At 69.9% G+C, this 15226-nt stretch carries 14 protein-coding genes; 9 read left to right on the top strand and 5 right to left on the bottom strand.

Translation table 11 applies throughout. The annotated features are described in order from the left end of the window. Nucleotides 1-515: 515 nt before the first annotated feature. The 7 genes from ACWGI8_RS24080 to ACWGI8_RS24110 all read left to right on the top strand — a co-directional run bounded on the left by ACWGI8_RS24080 (nucleotide 516) and on the right by ACWGI8_RS24110 (nucleotide 8826). The gene (locus ACWGI8_RS24080) at nucleotides 516-1754 is read left to right on the top strand and encodes an aromatic ring-hydroxylating oxygenase subunit alpha (protein WP_453663822.1); all 1239 of its coding nucleotides are present in this window, start codon (nucleotides 516-518) and stop codon (nucleotides 1752-1754) included. A gap of 218 nt (nucleotides 1755-1972) precedes the next feature. After that, a complete protein-coding gene (locus ACWGI8_RS24085; RefSeq protein ID WP_453663823.1) occupies nucleotides 1973-3109 on the top strand; it encodes a polyamine ABC transporter substrate-binding protein in 1137 nt (378 codons plus the stop codon). 4 nt (nucleotides 3110-3113) lie between these two features. Continuing rightward, the gene (locus ACWGI8_RS24090) at nucleotides 3114-4016 is read left to right on the top strand and encodes an ABC transporter permease (RefSeq protein WP_453663824.1); all 903 of its coding nucleotides are present in this window, start codon (nucleotides 3114-3116) and stop codon (nucleotides 4014-4016) included. Nucleotides 4017-4084: 68 nt separating this feature from the next. Beyond that, nucleotides 4085-4945 carry an ABC transporter permease gene (locus tag ACWGI8_RS24095; RefSeq protein ID WP_453663825.1) on the top strand — a complete coding sequence of 287 codons (861 nt, stop codon included), beginning with the start codon at nucleotides 4085-4087 and terminating at the stop codon, nucleotides 4943-4945. Nucleotides 4946-4977: 32 nt separating this feature from the next. Beyond that, nucleotides 4978-6057 (top strand): ABC transporter ATP-binding protein, encoded by a 1080-nt coding sequence (locus ACWGI8_RS24100; RefSeq protein ID WP_453663839.1) that lies wholly within the window; start codon nucleotides 4978-4980, stop codon nucleotides 6055-6057. A 47-nt stretch (nucleotides 6058-6104) separates the two neighbouring features. After that, on the top strand, nucleotides 6105-7427 hold the full coding sequence (locus ACWGI8_RS24105) for a flavin monoamine oxidase family protein (protein WP_453663827.1): 1323 nt from the start codon (nucleotides 6105-6107) through the stop codon (nucleotides 7425-7427). Beyond that, on the top strand, nucleotides 7420-8826 hold the full coding sequence (locus tag ACWGI8_RS24110) for an aldehyde dehydrogenase family protein (RefSeq protein WP_453663828.1): 1407 nt from the start codon (nucleotides 7420-7422) through the stop codon (nucleotides 8824-8826). Before ACWGI8_RS24105 ends, ACWGI8_RS24110 begins: the two co-directional genes overlap by 8 nt. 138 nt (nucleotides 8827-8964) lie before the next feature. Here the strand turns inward: ACWGI8_RS24110 and ACWGI8_RS24115 are convergent, their stop codons facing one another. Further along, nucleotides 8965-9942 carry a quinone oxidoreductase family protein gene (locus ACWGI8_RS24115; protein ID WP_453663830.1) on the bottom strand — a complete coding sequence of 326 codons (978 nt, stop codon included), beginning with the start codon at nucleotides 9940-9942 and terminating at the stop codon, nucleotides 8965-8967. A 142-nt stretch (nucleotides 9943-10084) separates the two neighbouring features. Between ACWGI8_RS24115 and ACWGI8_RS24120 the strand changes: the two genes are divergently transcribed. Further along, complete coding sequence (locus ACWGI8_RS24120) at nucleotides 10085-10429, top strand: ArsR/SmtB family transcription factor (RefSeq protein ID WP_453663832.1); 345 nt, start codon at nucleotides 10085-10087, stop codon at nucleotides 10427-10429. Nucleotides 10430-10471: 42 nt separating this feature from the next. On the opposite strand, the gene ACWGI8_RS24125 is transcribed toward ACWGI8_RS24120, so the two are convergent. The 4 genes from ACWGI8_RS24125 to ACWGI8_RS24140 all read right to left on the bottom strand — a co-directional run bounded on the left by ACWGI8_RS24125 (nucleotide 10472) and on the right by ACWGI8_RS24140 (nucleotide 13761). After that, on the bottom strand, nucleotides 10472-11029 hold the full coding sequence (locus ACWGI8_RS24125; protein WP_453663834.1) for a hypothetical protein: 558 nt from the start codon (nucleotides 11027-11029) through the stop codon (nucleotides 10472-10474). Nucleotides 11030-11152: 123 nt separating this feature from the next. After that, nucleotides 11153-11419, bottom strand: coding sequence for a hypothetical protein (locus ACWGI8_RS24130; protein WP_453663841.1), 267 nt, complete (start codon nucleotides 11417-11419; stop codon nucleotides 11153-11155). A gap of 64 nt (nucleotides 11420-11483) precedes the next feature. Then, nucleotides 11484-12929: an MFS transporter gene (locus tag ACWGI8_RS24135; protein ID WP_453663835.1), complete on the bottom strand. Its 1446-nt coding sequence runs from the start codon at nucleotides 12927-12929 to the stop codon at nucleotides 11484-11486. 394 nt (nucleotides 12930-13323) lie between these two features. After that, complete coding sequence (locus ACWGI8_RS24140; protein ID WP_453663837.1) at nucleotides 13324-13761, bottom strand: MarR family winged helix-turn-helix transcriptional regulator; 438 nt, start codon at nucleotides 13759-13761, stop codon at nucleotides 13324-13326. A gap of 115 nt (nucleotides 13762-13876) precedes the next feature. On the opposite strand from ACWGI8_RS24140, the gene ACWGI8_RS24145 reads away from it, so the two are divergent. Next, a complete protein-coding gene (locus tag ACWGI8_RS24145; protein ID WP_453663838.1) occupies nucleotides 13877-15046 on the top strand; it encodes an NADH:flavin oxidoreductase in 1170 nt (389 codons plus the stop codon). Nucleotides 15047-15226 lie beyond the last annotated feature (180 nt).

Below are 15226 nucleotides of genomic sequence, written 5' to 3' on the forward strand. Positions count from 1 at the left end.
GGTGCGCAGGGCAGCGACGGCTGGTGGCAGCTCCCGTTCCGGTTCGGGTGTCAGCCCGAGCCAGACGAGACTCCGACGACCGCTCATGCGTGCCTCCGGTGAGAGGGGTGGGGATCCGTCCGTCACGGCGCGACCGGACCGGTTGGGGACCAGCGGTGCGTGGGGAGCCCGAGGTGCGGTGGACACCGTGTCCGTGGCCTGAGCGGGGGACGGGGGCGCCGTGAGACGGGGGGATTCAGCGGTACGGGACCGGACGACGGACCGGCCGGCCGGGAAGCCGACGGCATCCGGTTCGCGAGAAAGGTCCGCAATCGCCGGGGAGCGGCGATGGGGACTACGCTAACTAATCAATTAGTCAGGCTGCAAGTCTTGACAGTGCGGAAACCCGTCAGCAATCTGACTGACCAATTAGTCAGCGCGGTTCGGTGCGTCTCCCGCATTCGCCGGGCCCCGCCGACCGCCCCTGGGCCGCCTCACTACCGAGCGCCGCCTGCGCGGCATGGAGGAATCAGCCGATGCAGCCCGAAACCGAAGCCCCCACGGCGCCCCCGGCGCCACTGAAGCAGGAGCGCCCCGCAGGCCTTGCCGGCTGCGCGGATGCCGACCGGCGCAGCGCCGGTCAGGACGGAGCGGGCCCGGAGGTCCCGGGCCGTGCGCTGTCCGCCCAGTACTACACCGACCCGGACACGGCAACCGCGGAGACCCGGCACATCTTCGCCAGGTCCTGGCAGCTCGTCTGCCACGAATCCGACCTCCCCGGGCCCGGCGCCCGGCTCGCCGCCACGGTCGCCGGCCGCGAGGTGCTGGTCGTCCGCACCGAGGACGGCGCCCTCGCCGCCCACCTCAACATCTGCCGGCACCGTGGCACCCGGCTGGTCACCGGGCCCGAACCGTCCGGCAAGGCCATCCGGTGCCCCTACCACGGCTGGACGTACAAACTCGACGGGCGCCTGGTCGGAGCCCCCGAGGCGCGGCAGATCCCGTGCCTGGACAAGCCGAAGCTGGGACTGTTCTCCGTCCGTGTGGAGTCGTTCCTCGGCTTCGTGTTCGTCAACCTCGACCAGGACGCCGTACCCCTCGGCGAGCAGTGTGCCGGGCTCGCCGAGGCGGTCGGTCACTACGCCGGGGCCGATCTGGTGCCCATCGGCCGCAGTCGTATCCATGACCTGGCTGCCGCGGAGGTGCAGCACGCGAATTGGAAGGTCGCCGTCGACAACTACCTCGAGGGCTATCACGTACCCGTCGCCCATCCGGGCCTGATGCGGCTGCTCGACTACCAGGCCTACACCTGCGAGATCCATGAGGCGTACACGCTGTTCGCCTCACCCCTGCGCGAGAAACCGTCGTCGAACTGGGCCGAGCGCCTCTACCAGCGCATCACCGCACCCATGCCCGGCCTGACCGAGGCCGATCGGCGGGTCTGGCGGTACGCCGTGATCTATCCGAACACACTCATCGACTTCTACCCCGACCATGTGCTTGCCTGGACCGCGATCCCGACGGCGGTGGACCGCGTGGCCGTCCCCGGAGCGTTCTACACGCGCCGTGGCACCGGGCTGCGCACCAGGCTCGCCCGGCGGCTGAACATCCACATCGGCTGGATCACCAACGACGAGGACGCCGAACTGGTGGCCCGTGTGCAGAAGGGACTCTCCACTCCGGGCTTCGAGCCGGGACCCCTGTCCCGCCGCGAAGCGGCGGTCGGCTGGTTCGCCGGCCGCATCCGTGCCGACCTCGACGGCGCGGCGCCCTGAGCCTTACCGCCCCCACGGCCGCACGAGCGGCAATGAGCCGAATCCGCCCTACGGCCGGCGTGGAACATGAACCGCCAAGGCCACCCCCCTGTCGAGTACGCAGGCGGTCCCCCCGAACCGACCCGCGGCTCCCTGGCCCCCACATGCACACGTGCCAGGACCACCCCGCCCGCACCAGGTGTCCGTTGCCCTCGCGGACCCTACGGAGAGGACCACGGATGTCCCCCGACGCATTTCCCCAGTCCCGCCGCTCCTTCCTGCGCACCGGCTCCGCCGCGGTCGCCGGTCTCGGCCTGACCGCTGCCGGTTGCGGATTCTCCTCGTCCGGCCCTGCCGCCGAGAAGGCCGACGAGAAGCCCATCGACGTCAAGGTCGACGGTGACCTCGTCTACTTCAACTGGGCCGACTTCGTCGACCCGGCCGTCTTCGAGGGATTCGAGAAGGAGTACGGAGTCAAGGTCATCCAGTCGAACTTCGATTCGATGGAAGGCATGGCCGCCAAGCTCAACGCCGGCAATCGCTACGACATCATCTTCCCCACCGCGAAATGGGCCCAGCGGCTGGCGGAGGGAAACCGGCTGCGCCCCATCGACCACCACCGGCTGAAGAACGCCGACGCCATCTTCAGCCACTACGACTACTTCGCCGACCCCTGGTACGACCCCGGTGCCCGGCACACCGTCCCCTTCACCATGTACAAGACCGGGATCGGCTGGCGGAAGGACAAGATCGGCAGCGACCTGGCCGGCTCCTGGGACGATCTGTGGAACGCCCGGGCCAAGAGCAAGGTGTTCCTCCTCGACGACCGGGACGAGGTCCTGGGCATGGCAGCGCTCAAGCTCGGACTCGACGTCTCCACGAGTGCCGAGGGTGAGCTGGGCCGCATCACCGACTCCCTGCGCTCCCTGCGGCCCCATCTGCGCGGATTCTCCAGCGACAGCTACAACAACCTGCTCACCGGCAACGCGGCCATGACCCAGGCCTGGAGCGGCGACATGGCCGCCATGCTCAACCAGGCGAAAGATCCCTCGATCTTCGGCTTCGAAGTGGCGAAGGAAGGGGCCCCGGTCAACTCGGACTGCTACGCCATCCCCTCCGACGCCCGCCACCCCGGCACAGCGATGCTCTTCATCGACTACATGCTCCGCCCGGAGAACGTGAAGAAGAACATCGAGTACATCGGCTACCCGATGCCGGTCGCCGGCACCGAGGACACCTACGCCGCGCTCGTGGAGCCGTTCCCGGAGTGCCAGGTCTCCAGCGACGACCTCAAGGACGAGCTCTACTTCCGCAACGTCACCTCGAAGGGCGAACAGGCCCGCGACACCGCCTGGACCCGCGTGAAGGCCGGCTGACGACATGCGACGACGCACAGATCACGCCCTGACCCGGCCCCGCAGACGACCGTCTGCGGGCGGCAACCGGCTGTGGGCCTGGCTCATGATCCCGGGCACCCTCTGGATGTCCGCTTTCCTGATCGCCTCCCTCGTCCTGGTGGCCGCACTGGCGCTCGGCACCACCGACCCCCTCGGCAATCCGCAATTCGGACTCAACTTCGAGAACATCACGGCACTGGCCGAACCCGCCTACCGGGCGGTGCTGCTGCGCTCCCTCGGCTACGCACTGATCACCTGCGTCATCTGCCTGGCCGTGGCCTACCCCGTCGCCTACGCCATCGCCCTGCACGGCGGACGCTTCAAGAACTTCCTGATCGCAGCCATCGTCGTCCCGTTCTTCGCGAATTACCTGGTCCGGATGTACGGCTGGTCCGTCGTCCTGTCCGACGACGGCCCCCTGCTGAAGGCACTGCGCGCCATGGGGCTCGCCGACAGCGGCACGAAGATTCTGCAGTCCGGCGTGGGCGTCATCGCCGGGCTGGTCTACGGCTTCGTCGTGTTCATGATCATCCCGCTGTACGCAGCCCTGGAGCGCATGGACGTCTCGCTGATCGAGGCAGGCCGCGACCTCTACGGAGGCCCCCTGCGGACCTTCTTCTTCGTCACCCTGCCGGCCACACGGCAGGGAGCGGCAGCCGGCTGCGTCCTCGTCCTCCTGCCCGCCATGGGCGACTTCGTGAGTGCCCAGCTGATGGGAGGCCCCGACCAGATCATGATCGGCAACCTGATCCAGGACAAGTTCTTCCAGGGCCAGAACTGGCCGCTCGGCTCGGCACTCACCATGCTCATGATGGCGGTCCTGTTCCTCGGAATGGTCGGCTACCTACGCCGGGCCCGCAAGGACGAAGCGGAGGCGACGCGATGACTCTCCGCCCGGCCCTCAAACCGCAGCGCCGCCCCGCCCTCCGTCCGGTCCGCGCCATGGATACGCGCGTGGGAAGCAGCCCGGCCACCGGCACGTCCCGCCTCCGCAGGCGCCGCCGCCGCACCGACCGCAAGCCCCGCTTCGCCTTCGCCGTCACGGCCGCGTTCTTCGCGCTCCTCTACCTGCCCATCGGCGTCGTCGTCCTCTTCTCCTTCAACTCCCAGAAGTCCCTCACCGTCTTCAAGGACTTCAGCCTCCGCTGGTACTCGGCCTTCCTCAAGGACGACGTCCTGCTCGACTCACTCGGCATGAGCCTTCGTGTGTCCCTGGTCGCCATGGTCGGTTCGCTGGTCCTCGGCGTGGCACTGGCACTCGGCCTGGTCCGCTCTCGCAGCCGGCTGGGCTCCCTGGCCGGCCTGATCATGCTCGTCCCCCTGATCACCCCCGAGATCGTCACAGGGGTCGCGGCCATGCTGCTCTTCAAGGGCATGGGCATCACGCTGTCCACCGGCACCGTCACGCTCGCGGAGATCACCTTCTCCATCTCCTATGTGACGGTCATCCTCCGGTCCCGGATCGCCGCCCTCAACCCCGAGGTCGAAGAAGCCGCGATGGACCTCGGAGCCAGCCGCTGGCAGGCGCTGCGCCTGGTCACCCTGCCCGCGCTGCTCCCCAGCATCCTCGCCTCCGCCGTACTCATCTTCGCCCTCGTCTTCGACGACTTCGTCCTCGCCTACTTCACCACCGGCGTCGATCCGCAGCCGTTGTCCGTCCGCATCTACTCCGCGATCCGGTTCGGCGTACAGCCCACCATCAACGCCGTCGGCACCCTGATGCTCGCCGGATCCATCGGCCTCATCGCCCTCGCCCTGTTCATCCCGCGCCTGTTCGGCCGTCGCGGCGGCCTCGACCTCCTCTCCGGGAAGTGACACCCGTGACCTCGACGACCACCACGGCCGCCATGACGGCGACGCACACCGAACCCGCGGTCCGGCTCGACGCGATCAGCAAGAGCTACGGCGACTCCTTCGCCGTCCGCGACCTCACCCTGGACATCGCGCCGGGCGAGTTCTTCTCCCTCCTCGGCCCCTCCGGCTGCGGAAAGACCACCTCACTGCGCATGATCGGCGGATTCACCGATCCCACCGACGGCGCCATCCTGCTGGGCGGCGAAGACGTCACCGCCCTGCCCCCCAACAAGCGCAACATCAACACCGTCTTCCAGAGCTACGCCCTCTTCGACCACCTGTCGGTCGCCGACAACGTGGCCTTCGGCCTCAAGCGCGCAGGCGTCGGCCGCGCCGAGATCCGCGAACGCGTCGCCACCATGCTCGAACGCTGCCGGCTCGACGGATTCGCCGACCGCAAGCCCCGCACCCTCTCCGGCGGCCAGCGCCAGCGTGTCGCCCTGGCCCGCGCCCTCGTCAACCGCCCCCAGGTGCTGCTCCTCGACGAGCCGCTCGCCGCGCTCGACCTCAAGCTCCGCCGCCAGATGCAGGTCGAACTCAAGCAGATCCAGCGAGAGATCGGCATCACGTTCGTCTTCGTCACCCACGACCAGGACGAGGCCCTCACCATGTCGGACCGCATCGCGGTGATGAACGACGGCAGCGTCGAGCAGTGCGGCACCCCCGAGGACGTGTACGAGCACCCGGCCAACCGGTTCGTCGCCTCCTTCATGGGCACCTCCAACCTCGTGCCCGGCACCTACCGCTCCGGCCGAGTCACCGTCGACGACGGGCCCTCCCTTCCCGTGGGCACCCGCGCCGGCATCACCGACGGCGACCGGGTCAGCCTCTCCATCCGGCCCGAGAAGATCTGGCTCACCGACATCGAACCGGGCATGGCCCGGGCCGAAGGCGTCGTCCGGGAGACCGTCTACTCCGGCGCCACCACGACCTACCTCATCGAACTCGCCCCCGGAATCGTCCTGTCCGTCCTGGAGCAGAACACCGCCCGCTCACGCATGGAGGACCGCTGGAGCGGCGGCGAGCGCGTCGAGTTCGGCTGGAAGCCCGAACACTGTCTGGTCCTGGACTGAACCGTCCCGAGCCTCCCAGCCGACCCACCGAAGGGAGAACACCCCCGATGAACCGCGACGTCATCGTGCTCGGCGCCGGACTCGCCGGACTCGCCGCCGCACGGGACCTGGCGGCCGGCGGAGCCGACGTACTCGTCCTGGAGGCCCGTGACCGGGTCGGCGGACGCGTCGAGCAGACCACTCTGCCCGACGGCCGGCTCGTACAACTCGGCGGAGAAGTCGTCGGCCGCGCCCACACGGCCTACCTCGCCCTCGCCGAAGAACTCGGACTCACGCTCGTACCCAGCTACGTCGCCGAACCCGGCTCCATGGCCCGCGCCACACCCGAGGGGATCTCCGCCGGGGACCCACCCCACTGGTTCGGCCCCGGGGACGACGCCTGCCACCGCCGGCTCACCAGCACCTTCACGGCACTCGCCCACGACGTCGCCCCCGACGCCCCCTGGGCGCACCCCGACGCCGCCGCCCTCGACACCCTGTCCGTCGCCGACTGGCTGCGCTCCGAGGGCGCGAGCCCCGCCGTGGTGCGCCTGTGGGAGATCGGCCAACTCGCCCTGGCAAGCGGCTCGTACGAACGAACCTCGCTCCTGTCCGCCCTGCGCAAGCACGCCGCGGTGCCCGGCGGGGACGCGAGCGAGCACTACGACTACGAGGACTGGGAAGGGCTGCGGATCGCCGAGGGCTCGGCGACCGTCGCCCTGCGCATGGCCGACGCGCTGGCGGGGCGGATACGGCTGGGCACCCCAGTCGAGGCCATCGCCGTACGACCGGCCGGCTGCACCGTACGCCTCGCCGGAGGGGAGACGCTCACCGCCGGCGCCGTCGTCAGCGCGCTCCCCGTCGGCCCCCTGCGGCGTCTCACGGTCACCGGAGTCTCCGACGCGCGGCTCGCTTCCCTGCACCGCCAGCGGCAGGCCCTGGCCGCCAAGTTCGTCGCCGCCTACGACAAGCCGTTCTGGCGCGATTCGGACCTGAACGGTCTGTCCGAGTGCGAAGGCGTCGTCGGCAGCACCTGGCCGCAGAACCGGGGAATCCTCTCCGCCCTCGTCCCGCCCGAGCGGTACGGCGTACTGCTCGGCATGCCCGAGGCGCTGCGGGAGCACGAACTGCTCTTCGACATCGCCCGGCTCTACGGCGAGGAGGCTCACTATCCGCTGAGCACCTACGTGCGGATGTGGGGCACCGACCCCTGGACCCGGGGCTACGTCACCCAGTGGGTACCCGGCGACGTCATGGCCGTCGGCCCCCTGCACGGAACTCACGAACCGCCCTTCTACGTCTGCGGATCCGACCAATGGGTGGCCGGCTACATGGAAGGCGCGGTACGCACCGGCCGCGCCGCGGCGAAAGAGGCACTCACCCGTGGCTGAGAAAAGGAACGTGGTCCTCAACCACATCGGGGGAGTGGACCTGCCCGCCGCGACGGGCCGCACCACGGATCTCGTCGACCCGACGACCGGCCTGACGCACGGCACCGCCCCCCTCTCCGGCCAGGCCGACACCGACGCCGCCTGCGCGGCCGCGGCGGACGCCTACGAGCGATGGGCCACGACCACGCCGGCCGAACGCCAACGTGCACTGCTGCGCATCGCCGACGCCATGGAGGAACACGCGGACCACCTGGTCGACGCGGAGACCGGCGACACGGGCAAACCCACTGACCTGTTCCGGGCCGACGAACTGCCCGCGGTCACCGACACGCTGCGCTACTTCGCGGGAGCGGCACGGAACCTGCCGGGCGCCGCAGCAAACGAATACACCGAGGGACGCACTTCGCTCCTCCGGCGGGAACCGGTCGGCGTCTGTGCCCAGATCACCCCGTGGAACTACCCCCTGATGATGGCAGCGTGGAAGATCGGCCCGGCGATCGCCGCCGGGAACACCACCGTGGTCAAACCCGCCGACACGACCCCCTCGTCGACGGCCCTGCTCGCCCGGATCGCCGCGGAACACCTGCCGCCCGGGGTGCTCAATGTGGTGTGCGGCGACCGCGACACCGGACGTGCACTCATCGCCCACCCGGCAACCCGGCTGATCGCCGTCACCGGAAGTGTCCGCGCCGGACAGCAGATCGCCGCCGCAGCCATGGACCTCAAGCGCGTCCATCTGGAGCTCGGCGGCAACGCACCGGTCGTCATCCACGACGACGTCGACATCGCGTCGACCGCTGCGCAACTGGCCGCGGTCGCTTACTACAACGCGGGGCAGGACTGCACGGCTCCGGCCCGACTGCTCGTGCACAGCGGCATCCATGACGCGTTCGTGGAGTCGTTCGCCGCCCACGCGTCGGCCCTGATCCCCGGCACCGACTTCGGCCCACTCAACAACGCCACCCAACTCGCCTCGGTCCAAGGCATGCTGGGCCGGCTGCCCGGCCACGCAAAGATCGTCACAGGCGGTTCTGGGCGACCGGGGCCCGGCTACTACCACGAGGCCACAGTCGTCACCGGAGTCCGCCAGAGCGACGAGATCGTCCAGGAGGAGATCTTCGGCCCCGTCGTCACCGTCCAGTCCTTCACCGACGAGGCCGAGGCCCTGGAGCTCGCCAACGACGTGCGGTACGGCCTGGCGGCAAGCGTGTGGACGACGGATCACGAACGCGCGATGCGGGCGACACGGGCACTGCACACCGGGATCGTGTGGGTGAACACCCACGGCACCACCGTGGCCGAGATGCCGCACGGCGGAGTCAAGCACTCAGGCTACGGCAGCGATCTGTCGCTCGCCGGCTTGTTGGACTACACGCAGGTCAAGCATGTGATGCTGTAGCCCGATGCCCGATGCTGGTACGGCAGGCGGCTCGATCCTGGTGCGGCACGCGAGGACAGGCCATCCGCGCGCGATGCCTGGAGCCGCTGCCTGCTGCTGATCGACGTCGTTGGTCAACTGTTGGTGCGGGAGCCGGGTTCAGTCGGCGATCCGCAGGAGCAGTTTGCCGGTTGACGTGCGCCCGCCCATCAGCTGGTGGGCCGCGGCTGCCTCTGACAGCGCGAACTCGGCGGTGACGGGAAGGGTGACGGTGCCGTCGGTGACTGTGCGGAAGGCACGCGCGGTGAGCGAGCGCAGTGCCTCGGGCGCGGACTGTGCGAGGGCCAGGATGGAGAAGCCCGCGACGGAACGGCCCTGTGGGTAGAGTTCGGGCTGCCCGACGTGCCAGGGCTCTGCCCCGCTCGCGTTCCCGAAGGACACCAGGCGTCCGAAGACAGCCAGGGAATCGAGGCCTCGGCGGAGGGTGTCACCGCCTACCGGATCGAGGACCAGGTCGACGCCCCTGCCGCCGGTGGCGCGGCGGACGTCGTCGGCGAAGGTGTCGGCCGTGAACACGTCGTCGTATCCGTACTCGAGTGCGTGGCCGGCCTTGGCCGCCGAAGAGACCACGCCGTACACCGCGCCGCCGCCCGCCGCCTTGGCCAGTTGCCCGGCCACGGTGCCGATCCCTCCAGCGGCGCCGTGCACCAGAACGCTCTCTCCGGCACACAGGCGGCCCACCTCGTGAACCAGGGCGTGCGCGGTGGGCACGACCGTGGGCAGCGCGGCGGCGGTCCGCAGGTCCAGGCCCTCGGGCAGCGGGAAAACGGTGGCGGTCTCGGCGGCCACCACCTCCGCGTAGGCACCGCTGTCGACCAGCGCGACGACTTCCTGCCCCGGGCGCAGCCCCTCCACGCCGGCACCGACGGCCCGGATCCGCCCGGAGACCTCCAGGCCTGGAACGAAGGGCAGCGACTGCACCCGGTACCCCTCGGCGCGTGCCTTGAGATCCGCGAAGTTGACCCCCGCATAGGCGGCGTTGATGGTCACCTGGCCCGGCCCCGGCTCGGGGGCTTCGGCCTCCACGACCTTCAGCACCTCGGGAGTGCCGTACTCCTGGAACTCGACTGCGCGCATCAGTGGAACGCACCCTTCGATCGACGAGTGTTCAATGGAAAGCGAACACTCTGAGTGTAAGATGTTCATCGAACACTCGGCAAGCGGTGGGGTCGCTCCGAGGAGGTGTCCCGACGCGAACACGCGTGGCGAGGAGAGCGGCATGCCAGATCAGGCTGCGGGCGGCAGTCACCGCCCCGCACCGGTACACACGCATCCCGCAGAGGTGTCCGTCCTGACGGCGCTGTCCGCGCTCGCCGACCCTGTGCGCATCCAGCTCATCCGCGAGCTGGCGCGCTCCGACGACTGGACCCGCAGCTGTGGCAGCTTCGACGTACCCGTCGGCAAAGCCGCGCTCAGCCACCACTTCACCGTCCTGCGCGGCGCGGGCCTGGTCGAACAACGCGACCAGGGCCCCAAGCGGGTCAACCGGCTGCGCCGTGAGGAGTTCGAAGCGCGTTTCCCCGGGCTGCTCGACCTGCTCCTCCGCGCCGACGACGCGGACTGAGCAGGCGGCCTGTGCCCTGAGGTCAGCGGCCGTCCGGCGCCGTCACATCGCCAGTCCGCGATTGGCCCGGATGCACCGCTGGGCCCACCGGGCACGCCGACGATTGACGAGCAGATCGGCGAGGCAGGCGATCACCAGCAGAGCCGCGAAGCCGACGACGGCCCATGCCTCTCGCTCCTGGACCAGGATCAGGCTTCCCGCCAGTACCAGGGCGGCGGCCGCGCCGAGCAGGGACCAGCTCACGTCACGCCCGGGCCTGCCGGCGTCGAGCAGTGCGCTCAGGCGTTCCGCGCGCTGCACAGCCAGGGCTGACAAGCGCGGCTCGGCCACAGCACGGCCGCGCACCGTGGCACGGAAGAGTTCCCATCGGTCCCGCCACGCCAGCCCCGCAGCTGTTCCGAGCCACTCGTCCCATCGGCTCTCCACCCAGTACTGGGCCAGGCGCTGCCGGACGAAGAAGGACACGATCAGGGCCGCCGCCACGGCGAAGAGCACCTCCGGATATATCGACAGTGACCCCTTCCAGGCCGCTGTCATCGCTCCGGAAACGAGCAGGAACACGAAGAAGCGGAGCACGACCGCTCTGGACAGTGCAGACATGGGGTCTCCAGACATCGGTACGAGGCTGTGAGACCCAGGGTGTTCGGCCTGGTCAGAAGGGGTAAGTCCCGAGAAATCGTTACTTGACAAGATGGCGGACACCGGCTGACGTGCCACTGTGGGTCAGGGAGTGTCGCCCTGCCAGTCCCAGCGGCGTGGATCGCCCGCGCGGGGGCCGTAGAGCGCACGGCCTCCGGCGCCGAACGACCCGATCTCCGTGCTGAGCGCGGCTCCTGCGCGCAGCTGTTCCTCGGACCAGCCGGTCACGTCGAGCAGGAGGCCGTCCAGCGGTCCTGCGACCAGTTCGCGGTAGAGGTGACCTGGTTGCGGCCCTGGGTCGGGGGCGTCATGGTCGCTGCCGTAGACCCTTCCGCGCATCAGTTCGTCCATGTCGGCCAGCGTCGCATCCGGCACTGACATCGGCGCCGACGGCAGGGGTGGTGTGGCGGCACGGTCAGGGGCGGCGCGCCGTCGCCGCCTTTGGCGGGCCGGCCCGGCGGGGCAGCATCGTGACGCCGAGGACGAACGCCAGCGCCAGGAAGACGCCCGCTCCGACGAAACCGGCGACGATGGCCGAGCCGGTGAGGATGCCCGCGTCATTCGCGGCGCGGTCATTGCTGGTCAGCGCGATCGCTCCGACTACCGCGAGGCCGAAGGCTCCGCCCATCTGCCGCAGCATCTGGCGGAGCACGGAGGCGTCGGCTCTCGCCCCGTAGGGAACGGAGTTCATGATCTCGGCACTGAGCGCGGGGATGGGCATGCCCATCCCCAGGCCCACGGCGACCATTCCGGGGATCTGCCAGGAAGGGTTGTCCGGCGCGAGGGCTGCCGTCCATGCGGTCACTCCGACGGTGGCGCACGCCAGCCCGAGCAGCGCCGGGACCCGGACCGAGCCGAAGTGCTCCCGCAGCCGGCCGGACAGGTAGGTCCCGACGGCCAGCGGGACGACCAGCGCGAGCAGCGCGGCGCCGGAGTCGAACACCGAAAGGTGCTCGGCCTGTTGCAGGTGGACAGCGCCGTGCACCAGGAGGCTGAGCTGTGCCGCTTGCACCAGGAACGTCAGTGTCACGGCGACCGCGAAGGCCCGGATTCTCATGAGCCGCAGGTCCAGGACCGGTCGCCGGGACCCCAGGGTGATCCAGCCCGACAGGGCCAGCATGAGGAACCCCGTACCGATGAAGGTGAGCGTCCTTCCGTCCCGCAGCCCCCAGGCACCGCTTTGGAAGAGGCCGAAGACGAAGACCATCAGGGCGAGAACGATGAGCACGGGCTGAACAACGGTGAGGTCGCCCTCCCGGGTGCGCCGCATCTGCAACCGTGTCTGTCCGAGCATCCAGAGGATCCCCACTGACACCGGCACGTTGACCAGGAAGACGGAGCGCCATCCGAAGACATGGGTCAGCAGGGCGCCCACAACCGGGCCCAGCACCAGGAAGATCTGGGCATACGCCGCGTAGGCGGCCAGGGCCCGTCCCCGCTCGTGATCCGCGTGGGCCTCCGTGATGACGGCCGTGGCCACGGACAGCATCAGCGCGGCGCCCGCGCCCTTCACGGCCCTCGCCGCGAGCATGAACGGTTCCGCTGCTGCGCCCGGCGGAGTGAGACCGCAGCACGCGGATGCGGCGGCGAAGAGCACGACCCCGTATTGGACGGTGCGGAGCGAACCGTACCGGCGGGCGATCATTCCGACGACGGCCGCCAGTGACGACAGCGACAGGACGTAGACGAGCACCACGAGGTACATGGCTGCGGCATTGAGCCGCAGATCCCGCGCCATGGGAGTCAGGGCGACGGCGACGACGGTCTGGTCGAACAGGACCATCCCGCCGGCACACCCCATCGCCGCGAGCAGATACCGCTTGCGGGACCGAGCCCGGCACTCCACGGTGAGCGCATCCATCGTGCCCTCCTGAGCCACCGCCGAGGGCCCCGGCACCTCCGTCGGGACCATGCGTCAGCACGCCCTTCACACCGCGGGGCGACGGGCTGATCAGCCTACGCCGGAGGCTTCCCCGCAGCCGGTAGCCGGGAGCGGCACGTCATCTGCCGTGGAGCAGACAGGTGTTCCCCGTACGACGCAGCCCCTGACGGGCCTTCAGGACTCGGTCTCCCCACGCTCGACCGCCCCCAGGCGGTCGAAGGCCGGTTTCAGGCGGCGGCGCGAGGACGGCGCTGGTCCGGCGTCGCGGATGAGCCCGGCGGTCTGGACGGCAGCGGTGGCGACGCGCAGGACGATGCCGCTCAGGAGCGGGTGGGCGAGGTCGATTTCGTCGGCGAGCCGCGACGCGGGCTGGTCAGGCGTCCGCGGGGCGGGCCGTGAAGACGCGGTCCAGTAGGTCGTACAGGGTGGCCCGGCCCTTGTCGTCGAGTGTGGCCAGGCCTGCCAGTGTGGTGTGCATGTCGGCGCGGATGGCGTCGATGGCGTGCTCGCCCTCGGGGGTGATGACGACGTTCTTGACGCGGCGGTCGCCGGGGCTGGGCTCGCGGCGGACCAGGCCGCGCTTTTCCAGGCGGTCGACGACGCCCGTCATGTTGGAGGCGTCGCAGGCCTGCGTCTCGGCGAGCACGCGCATCGCGGCGGGGCCGTGACGCAGCACGCTGAGCGTCCTGCCCTGGCTGGCCGTGAGCTTCATGCGGGCGGCCGCGGCCGTGAAGTCGCCGTAGTAGGCGCCGAGCGACACCGAGAGCAGCTCCATGAGCTGGTCCGTGCCGACGCGCGGGGGTCCAGGCATGTGATCCACCTTACGTCAATAAGCTTGACGATCTCAAATATTAACGTCTACCGTGAAAGTCATTGCTTTATGTTCTCAAGCTTCCATGTCCTTAAGTAGTTGGGAAAGGGTTTCCGTGTCTCAGGCACAGCACAGGGCATCCGCACGGCCCTCCGGACAGACCGTCACTGCGTCCTCCACCTCCCGCGCGGCCGAGATCCTGTCCCGGCCTGTCGCGCTGAACGGCCTGACCGTCCCGAATCGCATCGTGATGGCGCCGATGACGCGCATGTTCTCCCCGGGCGGCGTCCCCGGTGAGGATGTGCGGTCGTACTACGCCCGTCGCGCCGCTGCGGGTGTGGGTCTGATCGTCACCGAGGGAACGTACGTCGGCCACGAGTCGGCCGGGGCGAGCGACCGTGTGCCGCGGTTCCACGGTGAGGAGCAGCTGGCGGGGTGGGCGAAGGTCGCCGACGCCGTCCACGCGGCGGGCGGCACGATCGTGCCGCAGCTGTGGCACATCGGCATGGTGCGCAAGCAGGGCGATGCGCCCTACGCCGAGGCCCCCGCCGTCGGTCCCTCCGGCATCCGCGTCGACGGTACCGAGGGTACCGGCAAGGCGATGACCCAGCGCGACCTGGACGACGTCATCGGCGCCTTCGCCGAGGCTGCCGCGGCCGCCGAGCGCATCGGCTTCGACGGCGTCGAACTGCACGGAGCCCACGGCTACCTCCTCGACCAGTTCCTGTGGGCTCGGACGAACCGCCGTACCGACGTCTACGGCGGCGACCCCGTGGCCCGTACGAAGTTCGCGGCCGAGATCGTGGCCGCGGTCCGCGGGGCCGTCTCGCCCGACTTCCCGGTGATCTTCCGCTACTCGCAGTGGAAGCAGGAAGCCTACGACGCGAGGCTCGCCGAGACGCCGGAGGAGCTGGAGGCGATCCTGACCCCGCTCGCCGCGGCCGGCGTCGACGCCTTCCACGCCTCGACCCGCCGCTACTGGCTCCCGGAGTTCGAAGGCTCGGACCTGAACCTGGCGGGCTGGACCAAGAAGCTCACCGGCAGGCCCACCATCACCGTCGGCTCGGTCGGCCTCGACGGCGATTTCATCCGTGCGTTCGCGGGCGAGGGCGCAGAGATCGGCAGCATCGACAACCTCCTCGATCGCCTGGAGCGCGACGAGTTCGACATGGTCGCCGTCGGCCGCGCCCTGCTCCAGGACCCGGAGTGGGCGGCGAAGGTCCTGGGGGACCGGTTCGAGGAGCTGAAGCCGTACGGCGCGGCGGCGCTGAAGACGCTGAGCTAGTGCCCCTCCCGGCATCGTTTGCCCCGTCTGCTCGCCGCCGCCGCCGCGGGCTGCCGGCGCGGCGGGCGGGAGCGGCGCCGCGGCACCCGCTGGGATGGAATCCGCGTGACTTCCGTCCATCGGCTACGCCTCGGTGGCAGGCGTAGCGGCCTCGTATGAAGAAGGGCACCGGTTCTCACC

The sequence above is a fragment of the Streptomyces sp. NPDC054841 genome (assembly GCF_053611045.1).